Below are 20,668 nucleotides of genomic sequence, written 5' to 3'. Positions count from 1 at the left end.
GATATTACTTGTGCAAACTTGAACTGAGAAAGTGCATCAATAATCATCAACCACAGGAGGTCAGACCTGCATAAATTACGTTTCTAAAGATTAATAAACCGCCACCTGAACCACGCAGATGAACTTAAGCGGTCAATTTGAGTCTTAATTTTCATATTTAACTGTTTCGTTTAAGGAAAATAGCCCCCTATGTTGACAACGACTTTCCAACGCCTTCAATCGCACCTGAATACTCAGGTCATAGGTCAACCAAATCTTGTTAAACAGTTAATGATCGCCCTCCTTGCCGATGGCCATATCTTGGTTGAAGGCCCTCCGGGGCTGGCAAAAACTCGCGCAGTAAAAGTGCTGTCCGATAGTATCGAGGGGAACTTCCACCGCATTCAATTTACCCCAGACCTGTTGCCAGCTGATTTAACAGGTACCGATATTTTTCGTCCTGAAACCGGCGACTTTACCTTTCAGCCAGGTCCAATCTTCAATGCCTTGTTACTAGCAGATGAAATCAACCGAGCGCCAGCCAAAGTGCAGGCTGCAATGCTCGAGGCAATGGCGGAAAAGCAGATCACTGCAGGACGTAAAACCTATCACCTTCCTGAATTATTTCTGGTTATGGCAACCCAAAACCCTATTGAACAAGAAGGCACCTACCCCCTACCGGAAGCACAGCTTGACCGTTTTCTACTGCAACTTAATGTTGAATACCCAAATGAAAGCAGTGAGTTGGAAATCCTAAGACTTAACAGAGGCGAGGCTTTGGGAGTTATCGCAGAAGAAACGGTACAGGTTACCCAAGAAGAGATTTTTGCGGCTCGTAAGGAAGTGCTCAATATCCACATGGCTGAGGAAGTGGAGCAATACATCATTCGTTTGATTATGGCCACCCGTCATCCCCACCGCTACAGTGAGCAACTTGCCAGTTGGCTGCAAATGGGCGTCAGCCCACGTGCGACTCTTGCGCTTGATCGATGTGCCCGTTCTCATGCATGGCTAAACGGCAGGGACTTTGTTACACCTGAAGATGTACAGCTTATGGCTTATCCTGTGCTCCGGCATCGTTTGCTACTTAGCTATGAGGCGCAAGCTGAAGCCATATCACCCGATACCATCGTCGAACAGTTAATTACACAGGTTGCCTGCGCATGAATTCCAAGGAATTAACACCAGCACTTCCTGCCCATAGTGATGGCGTTAACCTTTGTCTGGCTGAGCTTCTGCAATACAAAAACCAGTCAGTACGATGGTTACCGCCCGCCCAGAGTGTCTGGTCACAACTCAATGGCCAGCACCAGAGTCGTCATAAAGGCCGCGGCATGAACTTTGCCGAAGTTCGCCCTTATCAGGCAGGAGATGATATACGTGCCATTGACTGGCGCGTAACGGCACGTACCGGTAAAACCCACACCAAGTTGTTCACCGAAGAACGCGAACAGCCTGTGATGCTGCTGATTGACATCAGCCCCAGTATGAAATTTGGTACACAGTTATTGCTAAAATCGGTACAGGCGGCGCATTTTTCGAGCTTGTTGAGCTGGCTAGCAGTCAGTGAGCAAGACAGGATCGGCGCAATCGTGTTCAACGGCAACCGCTTGTACGAGTGTAAACCGACAGCACGCCAACAAGGACCACTGACGGTGATCAATGCCATGATTGATGCGCATCAAAATGATAGGAATGATAATTTTGATGAAAAGCGACTGAGCTTCTCTGATGCACTCAAGCACCTCCATCACCTTTGCCCAAAAGGTAGCGAAATTGTCGTTCTGAGTGATTTTTATCAACTACAGGAAAAAGATAAAAGGCGGTTAAGCCAGCTCAGGCAGCATAACCGATTACAATTCGTTCAGATTTTTGATCCCCTTGAATTTGGCCATACCACATTCAATGGCATCGAGTTCGTTACCGATGATCAGCAGGCAACTTGGCTAGACTTTTCCGCCCAAAGTACCCGCGATAGCCTCAGCCAACAGTATCAAGAGCATCAAGATTTCATACAGGACATGTGTAAAAGTTTAGCCATTCCATTACATCACCTCTCTGCCGCCCAGACATTGTTGGATCAACTTGGTCATTCAGGGAGTAAAGGAGGGATACATGGCTGAAACAACAATGCCGGCGCTACCACTTGCAGATATCCACCTACCAGAAACGCCGGGTGTATGGCCTCTGGCTTGGGGATGGTGGCTCACTATTGTGCTAACGGTCATTGCTGTCGCTTATCTGGCAATGGTCATTGTCAAGCGTCGTCGTCAAAACGTAGCCAGACGAGAGGCATTAAACCGATTAGCGGTACTAAAATCACCCGACGATTTCAATCAGCTGAACCTGTTATTACGTCAGGTCGCGATGTCATACCACTCCCGGGCTGAGGTCGCAGGCTTAACAGGACAGCCATGGCTTTCATTTCTCGACCAGCACTTAGAGGAAAGGGATCGAGGCTTCATCAGTTTGTCTGAGGTTTGGCAGCAAGGACTGTTTTCCCCAGCTCCACTAGAAAAAGAACAGTTTGCTATGTGTTACCAACAAGCCAAGAAATGGATTCGTAAAGCCAACTTCCACTGTATGCCAAACGTTTCCAAGGAGTCAGGCAATGTTTGAATTTACTTGGCTTTGGGCTTTTACGCTGCTTCCACTGCCTGCTGCGGTTTATTTCTTGAGTAAGCCTCATGCACAGCCTTCAGCTATCAGACTGCCTAAACTACCAGATGGCCTTGGGAAAAAGGCACAAGTCAGCCGTTGGTTGGTTGTATTAATGGCCACGGCATGGATTGGGTTGATCACCGCGCTCTCCCGACCCGTTTGGTACGGGGATCCGATAGAGATCAACCCCGATCATCGCGATATGATGCTTGCTGTCGATTTGTCCGGATCTATGTCGATCAAAGACATGATCACCGAAGATAATGAGGCCATTGACCGATTAACCGCCGTAAAAGATGTGCTCCACCAGTTTATCGGAAAACGCAGCGGTGATCGTCTTGGGTTAGTCTTGTTTGCCAACCATGCCTATTTGCAAACACCCCTCACGTTTGACCGTGATACAGTCCAACAGCAGCTTGATAGAACCGTATTGGGACTCATTGGTCAAAGTACGGCAATCGGTGAAGGGCTAGGTATTGCAACCAAAACCTTCATTGATAGTGAGGCACCTCAGCGGGTCATCGTCCTACTCAGTGATGGGGCCAATACCGCTGGGGTGATAGAGCCTTTGGAAGCAGCAGAGCTCGCGGCAAGAAGTGACGTCACCATCTACACCGTTGGCGTGGGTGCAGAAGAAATGGAGCAACGTACCTTCTTTTCAACCCGTACCGTTAACCCTTCCCAAGATCTCGATGAGAGGATGCTAACCCGCATTGCGGACATGACCGGAGGACAGTACTTCCGTGCTCGAAACCCGCAGGAGTTAGAACAAATTTACCAGATGATTGACCAGTTGGAGCCAATTAATACCGCACAACAAACGTGGCGACCTCGTCAGGAATTATTCCGTTTTCCTTTGGCTCTTTCGCTACTACTTTCAGTCATCATCGTTGTTATGAGAAAGCGCAATGGTTAGTTTTACTTTCCTATATCCCTATTGGTTGATCGCATTGATCCCGCTGGGGCTACTACTACCCTGGTTAGCCAAAAAAAGTCGTAAACAAGGACTTATCGCCCCCCACTTGGCCGAAAGGCTCGGTTTATCAAATAAAGCGCAAACCCGAATAGCCTTACCCGCTATCGGCACATTGTGGGTTCTGACGATTCTGGCAATGGCAGGTCCCAGCTGGCAAAAATCTCCACTACCCGCATTTAGCTTATCCGGCGCACGCGTTTTAGTCATGGATATGTCACGCTCTATGTATGCTGATGACATCGTACCTAATCGCCTAAGCCAAGCGAGGTTTAAAGCCCTTGACCTGTTACCCGGCTGGAAAGAGGGTAGCACCGGTTTAGTTGCATATGCTGCTGATGGCTACATCGTTAGTCCACTAACAAAAGACAGTTCAACACTCGCAAGTTTGATCCCCCACCTGTCGCCTGAAATTATGCCCATTCAAGGCAGCAATGCGGCAACGGGTATCCAAGAAGCAATTAACTTGTTGAAGCAAGCAGGTCATCAGAATGGTGATATTATTTTGATCACCGACGGCCTGAGCAATAAAGAAACTAAAGAGACTCGAAAACTCCTCGATGATAATCAGTATCGACTTTCAATCTTAGCCGTTGGAACGGCTCAAGGTGCCCCGATCAGGCTGCCTGATGGCACACTACTGACGAATAGCAATGGGAAAACAGTGATTGATAAAGTTGAAATAGCCCCTCTGCGTGAGTTAGCACGCAGAACTGGTGGCCTATTTCAAGCCTCTCAACCTACGGACCACGATATTGACAATCTCATCAAAGCAACTGAAAAACCCATCAGTAACAACAATACCGATGCGAGTAAAGAACTAGAAGAGCGGATCAACGGCGGTTTTTGGTTATTGCTACCCATCGCTCTTCTGGCATTACTCGGCTTTCGTCGTGGCATTATCATCGCCGCAGTTTTAATCATTACACCCGTAGATCACGCCTTTGCTGCCAGTTGGTCTGCACCTTTTACCAATAGCGATAACTTAGGGTATGAGCTGTTCGAGCAAGAGAACTATACAGAAGCCGCGGAACAATTTTCTTCACCGTCATGGAGAGGCGCTGCTCAATACCGTGCCGGTGATTATGAAAGTGCAATAGACACTCTCTCGCCTCTTTCTGATCAACAATCGCAATACAATCTTGCTAATGCCTATGCACAGACCGGTCAGTTAGATAAGGCGGAGGCACTTTATCAATCAATATTGGAACAAAGCCCCGACCATAAAGATGCCCAGAAGAATTTATCCTTGGTCCAAGCACTAAAGCAGCAGCAAGAGAAGCAGCAACAAGGCAATAAATCACAGCAAGATGATCAACAATCACAGCCAGATCAAAGCCAGTCGCAACAGCAACAGCAACAGCAAAGCCAACAGAAGCCGTCGCAAAACCAGCAGCAAAACCAGCAGCAAAACCAGCAGCAAAACCAGCAGCAAAACCAGCAAGGTTCTGACTCTGAATCTGACCAAAGGCAAGAGCCAAGCCCATCCAACAGCTCCCAGCAGGACAGTCAGCAGCCGAAAGGTGATCAACAAGATGACCAAAAGCAGGCTCAGGAACAAAGCCAGCCGCAACAAGGGCAGGACCAATCAGAACAGGGCAAGCAAAATGAACTAAAGCAACAACAGGCTCAACCCTCGAGTTCACAAGAGCAGTCCGAAGAGCCACCAGCACAAGCTGAGCGTACTACCGAAGACGATCAAAAAAAGAATGATGATAACCCTAGCTCTATCTCTGCTTCGTCATCAGATGAGGGAACACTAGAGAGTGTCACTGCCAGCGATCCCGTATTGAAAAAATTAGAACAGGTGCCCAACGATACAAGTGCACTGATCCGTGCTCAGCTCATCTTGCAAGCTAGAGAAAAACAAGCGCCTGACGCAACAGAAAACTCATGGTAAATATATGATCATTAATAATATGTTTAACAATTATCGATATACCCCTCGTTACCAACAGTATTGGCTAAAAGGGCTGTTTCTAAGTTGGCTTCTGGCCTTTTCATCGTCTTCATTTGCTGCGCAAGCTGTTGCGACGGTTTCCAAAAATATTGTCGGTGTAAACGAAGTGTTTCAGCTCACTATCAATATCGATGACAACGTCAATACCAACGCGCTCGATCTCAGTGAGCTTGAGAAACATTTCAATTACGGCACACCATCAGTGAGCAGCGGGACGAGTTTTGTTAATGGTGTCGTCACTAGGCAGACCGAATGGAAGATAGCGGTTGCAGCGAAAGAAATCGGTGAATTGACGATTCCCGGCTTTCGTATTGGTGCCAGCCAAACTGATCCGATTAAGATGACAGTGCTGAAGTCTGCGAACAAGTCAGCCAGTACTCCGTCAAAGCCCGAGATAAAGATTGATGCTGAAAGTAACAAAGACCAACTCTATGTCGGAGAAAGCTTTCGCTACACGGTAAGAATTCGTATTGGTGAACAAATGAGCCAAGCGTCGCTGCAAGCTCCTTCCGGTGAAGGCCTCAGTGTCAAACAACGAGGAGAAGACCGACAGGTCGAGACTGTACTTAACGGCCGCCGCTACCTCATTATTACCCGTGATTATCAAATTACCGCTAATAAAGCCGGTGATATCCTACTACGAGGTGCAAAATTTACCGGTAACCTTATCAAGGGTAACCGAGGGTTTGGCTCCACCCTTCAAATTCCCTTTGAACAGCAAGCAGATGATTTCAGCTTGTCCGTTTTAGCGAAGCCTGACAACTACAAAGGACTATGGCTACCGACAGAGGCACTTGAACTGGAGCAGCAATGGCAACCAGATGTCAAAGAAATGAAAGTCGGCGAGCCAATCAGTCGAATCATTACCTTACGAATCAAAAATGCCGAGCAAAGCACCCTACCCAATCTCAACTTGCAGTACCCAGACTCTGTTCGTGTATACAATGAGAGCCCAGTATATGGCAGTGATAATGAATTCACTTCAATGACAATCAAGCAAGTAATCATTCCCCGTCAGTCGGGTGAAATCACGCTGCCAGCGTTATCAATCAACTGGTGGAATACAGCGACTTCAAAACAAGAAACGAGCAAAATTGATGGCTTAGCACTAAACGTTCTACCAGGAGATCCAAGCGCGCAAGCTTTCTTGCCGCCACAAGCGTTACAACCTGATACTTCAGAGCCAACACAAAACACGGTTCAAACAGAAATCGTTCGAGATAGTGGTTGGTGGCCGTGGCTGAGCCTATGCCTCGCATTACTCTGGGTGACGACACTTATCTTACTGCTCATTGAAAAAAACAAGAGTAAACAACAACCTCGCAAGACAGAGTCCGGCCTAGCTAAACAACCACTTTCACCGGTGGATGGAATGATTCAAGCGCTAGAGCAAGATCAGTCGATTCAATTGCAAAGCTACTACCAACAATGGTTAAAGCACTCCCCTAATCACCCGTTACAAGAAGAATTACACATGGCAATACAAAATGTCATGCAGCAAGAGTACAGCAAAGATAAAAGCCAGAAAAAAGAAAGCATCAAGACTAATGCCCTACTTATTATGCAGAAACTGAATAAAACAACCATTAGCGATGTAAATACTAAGTCAAGTGCTCTTGCGCCAATAACCCCACAGTAACAGCACTTTATTACCCACAAAGCCCACCACACGGTGGGCTTTTTAACATCTTGCTCAAGCTTGCGGCTTCCTCTCTTAACAACCAATCGACTGTAACTCAATAGAATTAAACACCTCGCAAATAGCAGAAATTAGTTGTTAAATGTTGGTGAACCAAAAGTTTCTTTAATAGACTGTGGAAATGTGCCAAAATTCCTGTTACAAAATGTATCGCTAACGAGATTTAATGCTTAGCGTCAAAACTATAAATATGCAGGATGTATTATGAATCAAACACAACCCTTTCTAGCCCGAGTCGCAAATGGAAGCCTGGTCGTACAAATACTCATTGGTATTGTCGCTGGTGTTCTTCTCGCCCTTCTCGCACCCGCTTCAGCCATTAAAGTCGGGTTTCTTGGCGGTTTATTCGTCAGCGCCCTAAAAGCTGTTGCTCCAATCTTGGTCTTCATTCTGGTTGCCTCTTCTATTGCTAATCAGAAAAAAGGCGCGCATACCAACATGAAGCCTATTATTGTGCTGTACCTCTTCGGTACTTTAATGGCCTCACTGACTGCCGTAACCATGAGTTTCCTTTTCCCTACCACTTTGACTCTGGTAACCGGCGCAACGGGTGCAACACCACCTGAAGGTATTGCCGAAGTATTGAATACGTTGCTGTTCAAGATCGTTGATAACCCAGTCAACGCCCTGATGTCTGGTAACTTTATTGGTATCTTGGCATGGGCCATTGCCCTTGGTTTTGCCCTTCACCAAGCCAGCGATGCAACCAAACAGGTTTTCCACGATGTGTCTAACGGCATTACCCTGATTGTTCGCTTTGTGATCCGTCTGGCGCCTATCGGTATTTTCGGCCTGGTTGCCAACACCTTTGCCGAAACAGGATTTGACGCGCTATTCGGCTACGGGCACCTACTTGCCGTTCTATTGGGTTCGATGGCTGTGATTGCCTTTGTTGTTAACCCAGTCATTGTGTTTGTTAAAACCAAACAAAACCCATACCCGCTGGTTCTTCGTTGTATCCGCGAAAGTGGTATTACAGCTTTCTTCACCCGTAGCTCAGCGGCAAACATCCCAGTAAACATGCAGCTTTGTAAAGATCTGGATTTACACGAAGATACTTACTCAGTCTCTATCCCTCTGGGTGCAACCATCAACATGGCAGGTGCTGCAATCACGATTACCGTACTAACGCTAGCAGCTGTGCACACTATGGGTATCGAGGTTGATGTTGCGACAGCGGTTCTATTAAGTGTTGTTGCAGCGGTATCAGCATGCGGTGCATCTGGTGTTGCAGGTGGTTCTCTACTTCTCATTCCATTGGCTTGTAGCTTGTTCGGTATTCCAAACGATGTTGCGATGCAGGTTGTTGCTGTTGGCTTCATCATCGGTGTTATCCAGGACTCGGCTGAAACAGCCCTGAACAGTTCAACCGATGTTCTCTTTACTGCGGCGGCCTGTAAGGCAGCTGAAGCTAAAGTAGAAAGTGCTGACATGAAGGCGGTTTAAGCCTACAGCAATAAGTAAAAGCAGTTAAAGAAAAAATCCAGCATCGCAAGATGCTGGATTTTTTATTGAAGCGATGAAATTACAATTCTAAATTTGAAATCCTGTTCGAGATTATTGGTTCATTTCGAACCCAGGTACAAAGACTTCTACACGACGGTTTTGTGCGCGTCCCTCTTCATTATCGTTGGTAGCAACAGGCTCTAACTCACCACGTCCTTGAGCAACAATTCGGCTCTTATCAATACCGAAGTGATTACCAACATAACCCGCTACAACCGCAGCACGCTCTTCCGACAGTTTCTGGTTGTAATCCAATGCTCCTCGGCTGTCTGTATGACCGACAACATATAGTTGGGTATCAGGGTATTTAACCAATTGCTGCGCGACAGGTTGAAGCAGTTCGATATCTCTTTGCGTCAACTTGTTACTGTCAAAGGCAAACGGCAGAACTGCACCAACCGCTTCAACTTTAACAACTTCTGGGACGGGTTCAGGCATAGGCTCTGGCTCTGGCTCAGGCTCGACGACAGGTAAAGGTGCTGGCGCCCCCCAGTGATAAACTAAACTCAAACCGTAGAAGTGAATATCACTCTCGCCCGGTGATTGGGTATCACCCACTTGTGCGTAGTACTGGTACTCTGCACGAGCAGATAGGTCGTTATTGAAGAAATATTCTAGACCCACACCGGCAGTACCGGTCAAACCACTCTTATCATCATTGACAGCACTTGTGCTATTGTCAGCATCAAAAACAAAGCCGCCTAGTTTACCGTAGATATCAAACGAGTCGGACATTTCATAAGTAAATTTACCCAGCAGGTCAATACCCTGAACTTCAAAACCATCAGAGCCAATGTCAGCTTGGCCTAAATAGGTATAACCACCTTCTAGAGCAAACCAAGAATTGAAGTTATAACCAACAAATACACCACCGCCCCAATCATCTTTATCGGCATTTTGGCCTTTGATTACACCGTCTAGATTATCGTACGTTGTACCACCGACCCGTGCGCCCACATACCATGGATTGTCTGTGGCAGCCTGAACAGCGCCGGATATCAATAATGCAAGCGGAAGTACCTTGAAGACTTTATTCATAACTAACTGTCCTTATTTATTATTTGCCACTACCACATTAGGTGTAGAACAAAGAACAGCTTTTGTACAAATTTAGATAACAAAAATCTTCAATAAAAAGAGCAAATAACGTGATATTTTTCACATTGATACATCTCTCAGCCCAATGCTGGAATCAATCAATTTAGGTAGTTAATAGGGCCTCCGTTTAAAACAGGGTTATAAGGGGTGATCTAAGCGTAAAAAATGATACAAAAAAGTACTATTTCCCTTGTGCTTTTTTAATGCAATCCGATTAAAACCCAACCCATAACTCGCAACGAAAAGCGCTAATGGGCATTTTTTAGCACTCCTTTACCAATAATCCTAATGACCCTATTCTTTTTCGGTTTTCAATGTGATCTATGCACAGTAAAATCGAGTTACTTTGACACTAGATTTTTACGACGCGCATTTTATGAAAGAACAAGTTAACCCGCACAATCATCGCTCCTCTTTTTCGGTAGGCATTATTGGCGGTGGCATAGCTGGCTCAACCATTGCGCTGCGTTTGGCTGAGTTAGGCATCAACGTCGAGATTTTTGAAGCAGGTACTAGCCTTGTTAATGGGCCACCAATCTGCCACCTTCATGCTGGTGGTAACCTATACCGTGAAATATCAGACGAACAATGTACCGCCCTACTTCAGCAGTCTATTGATTCGCTAAAAGTGTTTCCCCATACGGTTAATATCCGACCGACAGTGATTGCGGTGCCTAAACATGACAATGGCGATCCAAACGCTCTATTGCCTCGCTTGGAAAAATTACAGCAAGTGTATAGCCAGCTAGTCGAAAAAGATCCCGCGAATCGCGTTATTGGTAACCCGGACCACTATTTCAAACTCTACGACAAAGAAGAGTTGCAAGCTTTATCACTGCAACCAATACCCGACCATCCTACCCACTTTGATGACTGGATGATCCCTGTAGCGAAAAACCTAGAGCTAGATCAGTTCAAGTACCCATTGGTTTTAGTGCAGGAATATGGTTGGAGTGTCTTTCGCCTAGCAGCCACCGCCAATCTTGCTTTGGAAACATTGAGCACTAGCCAGATCCACACCCAAAGCAAAGTGACTCACGTGGCGCAGCAAACAGATCTACGTTGGGAAATTGAATTCCAGCAATACGATAGCTATCGCCAAGATCACATCACTCGCAGGGCCCAAGTCGACTACCTGATTAATGCGTGTGGTTTTCAAACCGGCGAAATTGATGATATGGCGAAACAAAAGCGAAACCGCATGGTGGAATTCAAAGCCGCATATGTAACTCAATGGCCGGACAGTCAAGGTTATTGGCCTGAAGTGATCTTCCACGGTGAGCGTGGTACACCAGACGGTATGGCGCAGCTTACACCGTACCCAGACGGATATTTTCAGCTACACGGCATGACCGAAGAGATCACCCTCTTCAAGCAGGGCCTAGCCAAAAGTACCCCTAACAGCGCCCAGCCAAAACTTGCTAATGGCTTCATCAGCAAAATAAAATCGGGCTGGGACAATCGTGAAATCGAAATCCGCTCAACCCGAGCAATCAAACATATGTCTCGTTTTGTACCTAATTACAAAACAGCCAACGTAGGCGGAAAACCTCTTTTTGGTGCTCAGCAAATACCTGGTGACGACATTACCCTACGTGCCGCTGATGTTTCCTTTGCTGGTCAACGTTATGCCCGTACCGAGATCGTCAAAGCCTCTTCTGCGCTTTCAGCTGCGAACAGTATTGTTGAACGGCTACAATCTGAGGGCTTATACCTTACACAGGCGAACAATAAGGCAATTGAACAAGCCTTCCCTGTGACACGGTCACTTTCTGCAGAAGATGTCGAACGATATGCTATACAGCTCGCCCATGAGCGTGACTACCCAGAAGCATTAGCAAAGACATTGTCATTTGAGTTGGACTATTAAACCGCTATTACTGCTGATAATTAACTGGGGCATTTCGGTGCCCTACTCTTAACTTATACCGCAACAACCTTCTACCATTACAGTTCTCTGTCTTACGGCGATACAAAACCAATATTAAAAACCAAGATGACAATGCCGTTTTGTACTATCAATTACCTGGGTAAAACACCGCTAGCCAAATCGTATCCTGATCCGGATCGGTCCATGACACGCGGTGACGTTGATGGGCAGGGATATTAAGGTGATCACCGGCCTCCATGCAGACCTCACGCCCCCCCTCTTCAAACAATATTTTAGCGCGCCCTTTCATCACCATGACCCATTCACCTTCATCTTGATCGTACCAATCCCCTTCTGGTGTCACATGGCCACGAGAGACGATACGCTCAACCCTCACAGCATCTGTTGTGAGAATATCTTCAAACAGCTCCTCAGGTAACGATGACGGAATCGCAGCAAAAAGATTATCCATACACACTCCAAAAAAAGAGGCGAGCCTTAGCTCGCCTCTTTTCAATAAATTAATTCGGTCTTGGGATTTCGATTTCAATACGTTGATTCAGCAAGTCCAGTTCTTGCTCAAGTGCGGCAAGCTGGGCTTGCTCACCTTCAACGACTTTTAGTCTAGCATCGTATTTATCACAATCAGCTTGCGATACCCAGTTCCAACTGGTTCCAGATTTGAACTCATCACAGGCCTGTTTAAACTCAGCTGCTACCTGTTGTGCTTTCTTGACGTCGGCCTTGGCCGATGTGACCTGTTTCTGCAGCTCTAGCTGCTGCTGATACAAAGCCTTGGAGTTATCCAACACCGCTTTTTGCTGTTCCGCTGTACTGGTGAGTTTAACCACCTGAGTGTCTAGCTTTTTCTTCTTCACCACTAGCGTTTTCTGTTCAGTTGTCAGCGCCGCGATTTGTTTATCAAATTGTGTTTTCTGATCTTCAATCGCTTGTTGAGATGCTTTCAACTCGGTGCGAACCTGCTCTATCTCAAGAGCACTTTGTGTTTGGAACTCTTCGAACTGCAATTCAACGGCTGTTTTTTCAGTCGTCAATTGCTGGTTTTTTAATTGAAGTTCCGCGAACTCTTCTGGGCTCGGGCTAGGTGAGCGGTGCAAAACAGCAGTGGTCAACAAACCTCCAACCACCAAACCTGCGACTAATGATAATTTCCAAGATGCCATATCACAATATCCATAAAGTTCGGTAAATATTCCCTTTACTGAGCAGCAATACAGCCTTGTACGCCATCAACCCGTAGACGAAGGGAGTCTGATCCCTTTGTACCAATAGATAAACTACCAGTATAGAGAAAACCAATGTCAGACTTAAATCAAATTTTCATAAATTCAGACATATACCCAAGTTACTTGGGCATATCCAAATGAACTCGGCATAACGGTTCTATTGCAAATTCAACTTCAGATCACCGGGTTTGATCCAGCCCGCCTTCCTAAACAACTCAGAAAATGCCAGTGTCAGCATCGCTGGCAGTACAAGGTGCATGAGTAGTATGACGCTGTACATCGTCATGCTGTCCCACCCAGCCCCTTCAAGGGCAATGAAACTCTGTATTTGGCCAACAAAGCCAGATGTTCCCATGCCAGCGCCTAGAGGCGTATTTTCTAACTCGAAGATAGTCGTTGCGATTGGCCCGAGAATAGCTGAGGTCAAAATCGTTGGAATCCAAATTCTATAATTCTTAATTATATTAGGCATTTGCAGCATCGACGTTCCTAACCCCTGCGCCATCACTCCAGCCCAACGGTTTTCACGGAAACTCATGACCGCAAAGCCAACCATTTGAGCACAACACCCTACCGTCGCCGCTCCAGCAGCAAGGCCGTTTAAACTTAACATAATGGCGATAGCAGCACTGCTGATCGGGAGAGTTAATGCCATCCCCATCAGAACAGCAACAACGGCTCCCATCAAAAATGGCTGTAGAAGCGTTGCTGACATAATGAGATCACCAAGCGACGTCATGAACTGTCCGATATAGGGCCCAATCAAGGTTCCAACTATGACGCCACTCACCATCGTAACAGCTGGCGTAACCAGTATATCGACCTTCGTTTCATTAGCGACCAGCTTACCAAGTTCAGTGGCGATCAGCGCCGAGACAAATGCCCCTACCGGGCCACCGAGCATCGCACCAGCCGCGCCAACAGTTGTTACAGAAAACATCACCAGCGGTGGCGCTTTTAGGGCAAAGGCCACAGCAACTGCGATTGCAGGCCCAGTCATTTGCTTTGCCAATGGCCAAAGGGTATCGGTAAACAATGGGATGGTAAATTTGATCCCCACTGTATTCAGTATCGAGCCGATGAGAAGTGAGGAGAACAAACCCAATGCCATAAAGCTCATCGCATGGATGAAATAGGTTCGTGATGAAAGTGTCACTCCTTTTCGTTGAAAAAAAGCATGGCACTGAGAAGAGAAAGTCGCAGGCTGGATATTTGGCATGGTTAAATCGTAATTTGGTTTCAAAAGCACAAACGTGCAATTCTATCCCTACCTTGTCAGGATGCAACAAAATATGACAATAAGACCGAAATAGTGTCCAACTTACTCAAGCTGGGTTGTACTTCACAAAAAATCTGGCGTCTTTAATTAAATAATGCAAAGAAGTGCTTCGCGTGTCGTATATCAAACCGGCTATCAACAATGATATTTTGGTCAGTGTTGCATCCATCCTTATTGTTTCAGTTATTGTTTTGCACTAATTGAGGCCATAGGCGATGAATCCCCCTCTATTTCCGCCATATACACAACTGAGTTCTTTATCATCAATCATCCTATTTGCAATGAGCCCGTTTAACCCAGCGGTTGCTTCAAGCTCAATAAGCCAAGACCTTATGCACGCTAGGAGCATTAATATAGACACCATAGCGGTTAATGATGAGTTCAAAGATCAACTGCATCACTACTTTGCCAGTGAGAAGCTTGATGGAATCAGAGCCGTTTGGACAGGCAAATCACTTGTCACCCGCCAAGGTAACCCGATCATGGCCCCACAATGGTTTATTGATACCTTGCCCAATGACACTTGGTTGGAAGGTGAGCTCTGGACTGGCCGCCAGCAATTTCAGTTAGTGAGCAGTATTGTTCGCGACCAGCAGCCTAACGAGAAAGAGTGGCGAAAAGTTATTTTTATGGTTTTTGATTCTCCTTCTATGAAAGCCCCTTTTGAAGCTAGACTGAAAGCCCTTGAAATACAGATCCAATCCATTAACCAGCCATACATACAATTGCTTCCGCAACACCAGATCAACCATGTTTCAGAGCTAGAACACCTTCAAGATACGATTGAAAACCAAAATGGCGAAGGCGTTATGCTGCACCGTAAAGACAACCTGTACCAGCCGGGACGTAATAACCACCTCATAAAAATAAAACCCTACCAAGATAGCGAAGCTGTCGTCGTCGGATATGAACCTGGCAAAGGTAAATATCATGGGCAAATGGGAGCGGTTTGGGTCGTTACGCCTGAAAATAAGAAATTTAAGATTGGAACCGGCTTTAGCGATCACGACAGGCATTCGCCACCTCCTCTGGGTTCAATCATTCATTACCGGTTTAATGGATTCACTGATAGTGGAGTTCCTCGCTTTGCACGCTATCTTCGAGTGCGCAATAGCCCAGACTCATGAAGGCACAGAAGACCACAAAAAAAGTACTACTCCCCCGCTACTGAGAGTAGTACGTAAAAAGATGTTATGTACCATCTGCGGCAATCATCCTCATTGTCAAAGTTTCAGATTGCATAGTAGATAATGCACAATCCTTGCCAACGTTTGAATAACGTAAATTCAATAGCTTATGTATAGTGGGATGTTATCACTGCCCCAGCACAGTGAGCATTTGCACCAAACTAAACCATGAAGATAATTAAAATATTATTTTTTACACATCAGAAAACTTAATGAAGGCACCTCCCCCGATTAGTTAGCACTCTAATGGTTTACTTGCTTAATTTACTCAAGAAAAGTTAGAAGACTAAACATAAATAACATTTAAATTCAGCACCTTGAAAATAAATAATTAATTATATTGCAGTTCACTTAACATTAACCATCAAAACAAAAAATCACCCACATTATCCAGATGAATTCTACTGTCTTTTCGCATTAGAATTAGTCATTTTACTCAGCAGGCTTTTCTCGCCATATTCCCGCTCAGAGACAATTCTTGCGGCTTTTCCTATGCCGACATCATTGCCCAAGTAGTTATATACCCAAGTGACCCCAAACGACTCACTGTCGCTTGGGTCTTTCATCTTTCTGCCGTTTACCTCTTTTTGAAACGGTATGATTAACCTTGCTTTTGGAGATCACTGTAGTGATTGAGCACGCTACAACGCCTGTTAAGAATCCAGTTTGGGTTCCAATATTAGGTCTGACTATTTTTGCCGTTGCCTCAGGGTATTTCATGAGTGTGCTGCCTCTAACTTTAGCTAGCCACCAAATACCGAATGTCGCAGCAGGTTGGTTAGCAAGCGTATATTATTTCGGCTTGCTTGCTGGTGCCATGCTCATTGAACCCGTGATTAAAAAAGTAGGACACCGAATAGCATTTATGGGATTCGTTGGGATCCTTGCTTCTTCTGTGACTTTCATGGGGCTGACCTCAACGCTCACCCTATGGATGGCAAGTCGGTTCGTAGCTGGTTTTGCGGTTGCCGGGATCTTTGTCGTGATCGAATCATGGCTGCTGATTGGCGATAGCAAAGAAGAGCGAGCAAAGAACCTCGGTCTTTATATGACATCATTATATGGCGGTACCACAGTAGGTCAGTTTGGTATTGGCTTCATTGGCGCAACGGGTGCCTTGCCTTTTATTGCGACAGTCACTCTACTGATAGTCGCAATGATTCCGGCAATGACTGCCAAGCAAGCAAATCCGGCTCAAGAAGAGCATGTGAGTTTAGGCATGCAGCAAATCCTGGCACTCAGCAAACCAGCATTAATTGGCTGTCTTGTATCAGGCATTGTCATGGGCTCTATCTATGGTTTATTGCCACTTGCACTAAAATCTGCAACCAGTAACCTGGAACAAGTAGGTAGTTTGATGGCAGCTACGGTATTAGGTGGTATGAGTATTCAACCTGTGCTTAGTAAGTTGTCCTGCCGTATACCCAAGACACTGTTATTGGCTTTGATGAGCATATTAGGTGTGTTCGCTATGGGCTTACTTCACCTCGATAACAGCTACGGGGTTCAAGTGGTGGCTTTGGCTTTGCTGGGTATGTCGGCATTTGCGCTCTACCCAATTGCTATTACGCTCGCTTGTGATGGATTGGAGTCGGCTTCGATTGTATCAGCCACGCAGATTATGCTGTTTAGTTACAGTGTAGGGTCGGCTTTTGGCCCTGTTGCGGCCAATTACTTGATGCATACCGAAACGGGACTGACTGGCTTTTTCTTTGCGGTGTTACTCGCAACAGCCATTTACATGTTGATGGTGAGTTTGCGTACCAAGCCAACAGCATTGGCTCAATAGCATTTTAGATAAGATAGAAAAAGAGCGGGCGCGACTTTCGTCGCGCCCTATGGTCTTACATGCAGCAATCCGGCTACTATGGTGCTCCCTGCATCATTCCATGATAAAGCTGTATCCTTCAGCGTTTCCCTTTTGTATCCGTCCTGGACATGTCCTCTTGGTCTCGCCTTGACCTGCCGATTCTTCCTGTCTCGACTCTCTTCTCCATCCTGGAGGTGTCCCTAACTTCATCCTGAAGTGGTCCGTTTATGTCGTCCTGACGAGTAAGTATCCTACTTACTGTATCGCTTCCGTTCGATGTTCCCTTCACAGTCCCTGTTCGATAAATCATCCTGATCCACCGCCCTCATCCTGAGGGTGCCAACGTCCTTGGCCGCTTTCCTGTTCCGTTCCGTCAGTTCCTTCCGACGCAGTTAAGATTACGTGAACTGAAATTCTAAACAACCGTTAACGATCACACTTTTTATATCCGCTTCAGCGCTATACAACAAAACACCTATAAACGGTTGATTTAAAAGTATTCAATAGTTAGCAGCAAAAATAACTGACGCGCATAAATATAAAAATCCCACCAGTTTGTAAGAGATCTCTTACAAGCCAATGGGATAATTACGCCATTCTCATCTACACCGTATGATCTTAGGCTCCCTCAGTCTGCTTAAAACTGGCCAGTTTCTCTAACAAACTGTCTTTTTTAAAAGGTTTGGCGACATAATCATTCATACCAACTTCATAACACTTCGAAATATCGTCGTCGAGAACACTGGCTGTGAGGGCGATAATGTGCAGGCTTGGCTGCCCTGTTGTTTTTTCCAGCTCACGGATAGCTTGTGTCGCAGTAAAGCCGTCCATTACAGGCATCATGCAATCCATCAAAACGGCATAATAGGTATTGCCAGCCTTCACCTTATCCACGGCTTCTTGACCGTTGTTGGCAATCTCAAACTGATAGCCCGCTTTTTTCAAAAACAAACTCGCGACTTTTTGGTTAACAGCGTTATCCTCGACAATAAGGACCATTGGCTGATCAGAGGCGAATTGCTCATCTTGCGATGCCTGAACAGGCTTAGTAGCGCAGCGAGAAGATGCGGCACTTGCTGCTATTCTATTTATAACCGTTTGGTCAGATATGACTTCTACTTGCTCAACTGAAGTAGCGACTTTTTTCGCTTTCAGGGCTTTGTTTAGCGTATTGACCAATCGTTTACCAAAGAAAGGCAGGGTCAAAATACCTGAGATCAGATGACCGAAATCATGTTGCTCATCACGATGGTCTATACAAAGAATTATATTCAAGCTTGGCATTAATGAGTTAATCAGGCCAAGATCATACGAGGTTTGTTTAATACTCTGCTGACAATAAAAAATGACGTCAAAATCGTTTTTGTGCTTGGTTGATAGCTCAGCAACGTCTGCGGATTGGACTTGCATCCCCAGCGCATTACACTCCCCCTCAACTCGGTATTTCGCAATCTGATTAGCCCCAAGCACTAACACCCTCCGCTCTTTCAAGGCATCGAGTGAACTATCATGTTTTTTGCATATCTCCACATCCAAACTGAAGTAGAAACGGCTACCAACCCCTTTTTCGGATTCAAGGGCTAATTGTCCCCCCATGAGTTCAACTAGCTGGCGACAGATAGCTAAGCCTAACCCTGTACCTCCGAATTGACGGGTAATTGAGCTATCTTCCTGTATAAAGGGTGCAAACACCTGCGCTTGTTTATCTTTCTCAATACCGATACCTGTATCTATCATTGAGAAATTAAGTTTGGCACGGCCATCTTGATGCTGAACACAATCTATCTCAAGGGTCACGCCGCCTTCTTGGGTAAACTTCACGGCATTCGACGCCAAGTTCATCAGCACTTGTCGCAAACGGTGCTCGTCCAAAATAACCATCGATGGCAAATCTGGGTCGATTTTCACATCGAGATGAAGCTTGCTGGTTGCCGCTTTAGCAAGTACGACTGTCATGGTATCGTATGCAACCTCATCCACCCGACTTTCACTCGCAGCCAAAACCAAGTTACCCGACTCTATTTTAGATAAATCCAAAATGTCATTGATAAGCAATAACAAGGTCTGAGATGACGTTTCAATGGTCTGTACGTACTCCACTTGGGATGGCGACAAATCGGTATCTGATAAAATACCGGACATACCAATAATGCCGTTAAGTGGTGTACGGATTTCATGCGACATATTCGCTAAGAAAGAACTCTTAGCCAAATTGGCTTTTTCAGCTTCATCTTTGGCACTAATCAGCTTGTTATGATTTTCAATCCGCTCCTCAATCATGCCATTTAGCTGATGACTGAAGACCGTAAATTCATCATTACCGTCAATCTTAACTTTGGCAGCAGAATGATCATTCGTGCTGGTTTCCAATAATGACATTGCTTTAAGGATTCGGTTTAGGTATGAACCTATACGTCGTATTAAGTTTGCCCCAAGCCAAATAATCATGATTACAGAAAGTGAAATCACACAGGTATAGAGCCAGATCAATGTCTTCGAGTGACCGATACTGCCCTGTATATCTTGAGCTAACTCTCGGCTGATCTCAGTGACCACAAACTGAGTTAAGGTATACCGTTCATCCAATGCCGAAAACGAATCGCTTTGGGTAAACCCAGTAAAAGAATTTGAAAAGATACTTGTGCGTAATTGGTAGCTTGTGGCAAAGACGGGGTTTGCAAACGTTTTTCGTAACAGTTCAATCTGTGATGGCGTTGCATTGACGGATAAATACCGTTCGATGATCAGTTGCTGTCTTTCGATTATCGTATCAAGTTGCTCCTTGTATTCACCGGCTTGCTCCGGCTGGCTGGCAATGACACGGAAATACCAATTTTCCTGCTGCGCCCACAATTGTAACCACTGGAGCTGGTACAAAACTGAAAGTTTTTGTTCAATATTGGTGTCAGCCACATTCAGTGGAGCCCTTTCTAAGGACACCAAGTTCTGTATCAGGATATCAAAGCCCCAATCAGACCAATCATTAACATCTATCGGCTCAACAAATTCATACTCGGCGATCAAATCCTTCATTTCTACACTGAAAGATAATTGCTCAGTAGAATCGATATTTGGAAATGCCCGTGGAATTAACGCTGAATATTGTGATATTCGTTCAACAGCGCGAGTCACTGTTTCATTATTTTCATTACCAGAGAGCTTACTTAGTTTTAATTCATGGATTGAATTTGAAAACTGTGAATTCACTTTCAACAATTCCATTCGTGCCGTTAATATATTTAACGAAGCAACCTTGTCGAATAAGCTTGAAATCTCTATCGCTGCAAATATACCAGAAAATGTAAGTGGCAGAACAACAAGAGAAATCAACCTAAATTTTATCGAAAACCGATTAAGCAGCCCCATAACCTCACCTTGATCAAAAAATCGAGTTTTGTC

Annotated in this window: 16 protein-coding genes; 10 read left to right on the top strand and 6 right to left on the bottom strand. The window is 45.4% G+C overall.

Annotation, left to right across the window (positions count from 1 at the left end):
• The first annotated feature begins 189 nt into the window (after positions 1-189).
• From L4D79_RS01670 to sstT, 7 genes are all read left to right on the top strand, one after another.
• Complete coding sequence (locus L4D79_RS01670; protein ID WP_428646491.1) at positions 190-1,146, top strand: AAA family ATPase; 957 nt, start codon at positions 190-192, stop codon at positions 1,144-1,146.
• Positions 1,143-2,102 carry a DUF58 domain-containing protein gene (locus tag L4D79_RS01665; protein ID WP_428646488.1) on the top strand — a complete coding sequence of 320 codons (960 nt, stop codon included), beginning with the start codon at positions 1,143-1,145 and terminating at the stop codon, positions 2,100-2,102. Before L4D79_RS01670 ends, L4D79_RS01665 begins: the two co-directional genes overlap by 4 nt.
• A complete protein-coding gene (locus L4D79_RS01660; RefSeq protein WP_428646485.1) occupies positions 2,095-2,598 on the top strand; it encodes a DUF4381 domain-containing protein in 504 nt (167 codons plus the stop codon). Before L4D79_RS01665 ends, L4D79_RS01660 begins: the two co-directional genes overlap by 8 nt.
• Positions 2,591-3,556: a vWA domain-containing protein gene (locus L4D79_RS01655; RefSeq protein ID WP_428646482.1), complete on the top strand. Its 966-nt coding sequence runs from the start codon at positions 2,591-2,593 to the stop codon at positions 3,554-3,556. Before L4D79_RS01660 ends, L4D79_RS01655 begins: the two co-directional genes overlap by 8 nt.
• A complete protein-coding gene (locus tag L4D79_RS01650) occupies positions 3,549-5,513 on the top strand; it encodes a vWA domain-containing protein (protein ID WP_428646479.1) in 1,965 nt (654 codons plus the stop codon). The genes L4D79_RS01655 and L4D79_RS01650 overlap by 8 nt, the downstream gene beginning before the upstream one ends.
• A 4-nt stretch (positions 5,514-5,517) precedes the next feature.
• A complete protein-coding gene (locus tag L4D79_RS01645) occupies positions 5,518-7,212 on the top strand; it encodes a BatD family protein (protein ID WP_428646477.1) in 1,695 nt (564 codons plus the stop codon).
• A gap of 264 nt (positions 7,213-7,476) precedes the next feature.
• Positions 7,477-8,718 carry a serine/threonine transporter SstT gene (sstT, locus tag L4D79_RS01640; protein WP_428646475.1) on the top strand — a complete coding sequence of 414 codons (1,242 nt, stop codon included), beginning with the start codon at positions 7,477-7,479 and terminating at the stop codon, positions 8,716-8,718.
• Positions 8,719-8,829: 111 nt separating this feature from the next.
• Here the strand turns inward: sstT and L4D79_RS01635 are convergent, their stop codons facing one another.
• Positions 8,830-9,816, bottom strand: coding sequence for an outer membrane beta-barrel protein (locus tag L4D79_RS01635; protein ID WP_428646472.1), 987 nt, complete (start codon positions 9,814-9,816; stop codon positions 8,830-8,832).
• 436 nt (positions 9,817-10,252) lie between these two features.
• Here L4D79_RS01635 and L4D79_RS01630 point away from each other — a divergent pair, with 436 nt between their 5' ends.
• Positions 10,253-11,746, top strand: a complete 1,494-nt coding sequence (locus L4D79_RS01630; protein WP_428646469.1) for an NAD(P)-binding protein — start codon at positions 10,253-10,255, stop codon at positions 11,744-11,746.
• A 148-nt stretch (positions 11,747-11,894) separates the two neighbouring features.
• Here L4D79_RS01630 and L4D79_RS01625 read toward each other — a convergent pair whose 3' ends face one another.
• From L4D79_RS01625 to L4D79_RS01615, 3 genes are all read right to left on the bottom strand, one after another.
• Positions 11,895-12,218, bottom strand: a complete 324-nt coding sequence (locus tag L4D79_RS01625; RefSeq protein ID WP_428646467.1) for a cupin domain-containing protein — start codon at positions 12,216-12,218, stop codon at positions 11,895-11,897.
• Positions 12,219-12,267: 49 nt separating this feature from the next.
• Entirely contained in the window at positions 12,268-12,930 is a 663-nt protein-coding gene (locus tag L4D79_RS01620) for a chromosome segregation ATPase (RefSeq protein ID WP_428646464.1), read from the bottom strand.
• Between the two features lie 220 nt (positions 12,931-13,150).
• Positions 13,151-14,149 (bottom strand): PTS sugar transporter subunit IIC, encoded by a 999-nt coding sequence (locus L4D79_RS01615; protein ID WP_428646462.1) that lies wholly within the window; start codon positions 14,147-14,149, stop codon positions 13,151-13,153.
• A 455-nt stretch (positions 14,150-14,604) separates the two neighbouring features.
• Between L4D79_RS01615 and L4D79_RS01610 the strand changes: the two genes are divergently transcribed.
• Positions 14,605-15,399: a DNA ligase gene (locus tag L4D79_RS01610; RefSeq protein WP_428646460.1), complete on the top strand. Its 795-nt coding sequence runs from the start codon at positions 14,605-14,607 to the stop codon at positions 15,397-15,399.
• A gap of 461 nt (positions 15,400-15,860) precedes the next feature.
• Here the strand turns inward: L4D79_RS01610 and L4D79_RS01605 are convergent, their stop codons facing one another.
• The gene (locus L4D79_RS01605) at positions 15,861-16,025 is read right to left on the bottom strand and encodes a hypothetical protein (RefSeq protein WP_428646458.1); all 165 of its coding nucleotides are present in this window, start codon (positions 16,023-16,025) and stop codon (positions 15,861-15,863) included.
• 62 nt (positions 16,026-16,087) lie between these two features.
• Between L4D79_RS01605 and L4D79_RS01600 the strand changes: the two genes are divergently transcribed.
• Complete coding sequence (locus L4D79_RS01600) at positions 16,088-17,248, top strand: MFS transporter (RefSeq protein ID WP_428646455.1); 1,161 nt, start codon at positions 16,088-16,090, stop codon at positions 17,246-17,248.
• Between the two features lie 639 nt (positions 17,249-17,887).
• Here the strand turns inward: L4D79_RS01600 and L4D79_RS01595 are convergent.
• On the bottom strand, positions 17,888-20,302 hold the full coding sequence (locus L4D79_RS01595) for a hybrid sensor histidine kinase/response regulator (RefSeq protein ID WP_428646452.1): 2,415 nt from the start codon (positions 20,300-20,302) through the stop codon (positions 17,888-17,890).
• Positions 20,303-20,668 lie beyond the last annotated feature (366 nt).

Source organism: Photobacterium satsumensis (assembly GCF_050336935.1).
GTDB lineage: Bacteria > Pseudomonadota > Gammaproteobacteria > Enterobacterales > Vibrionaceae > Photobacterium > Photobacterium satsumensis.
This window is presented reverse-complemented; position numbering and strand designations above follow the sequence as displayed.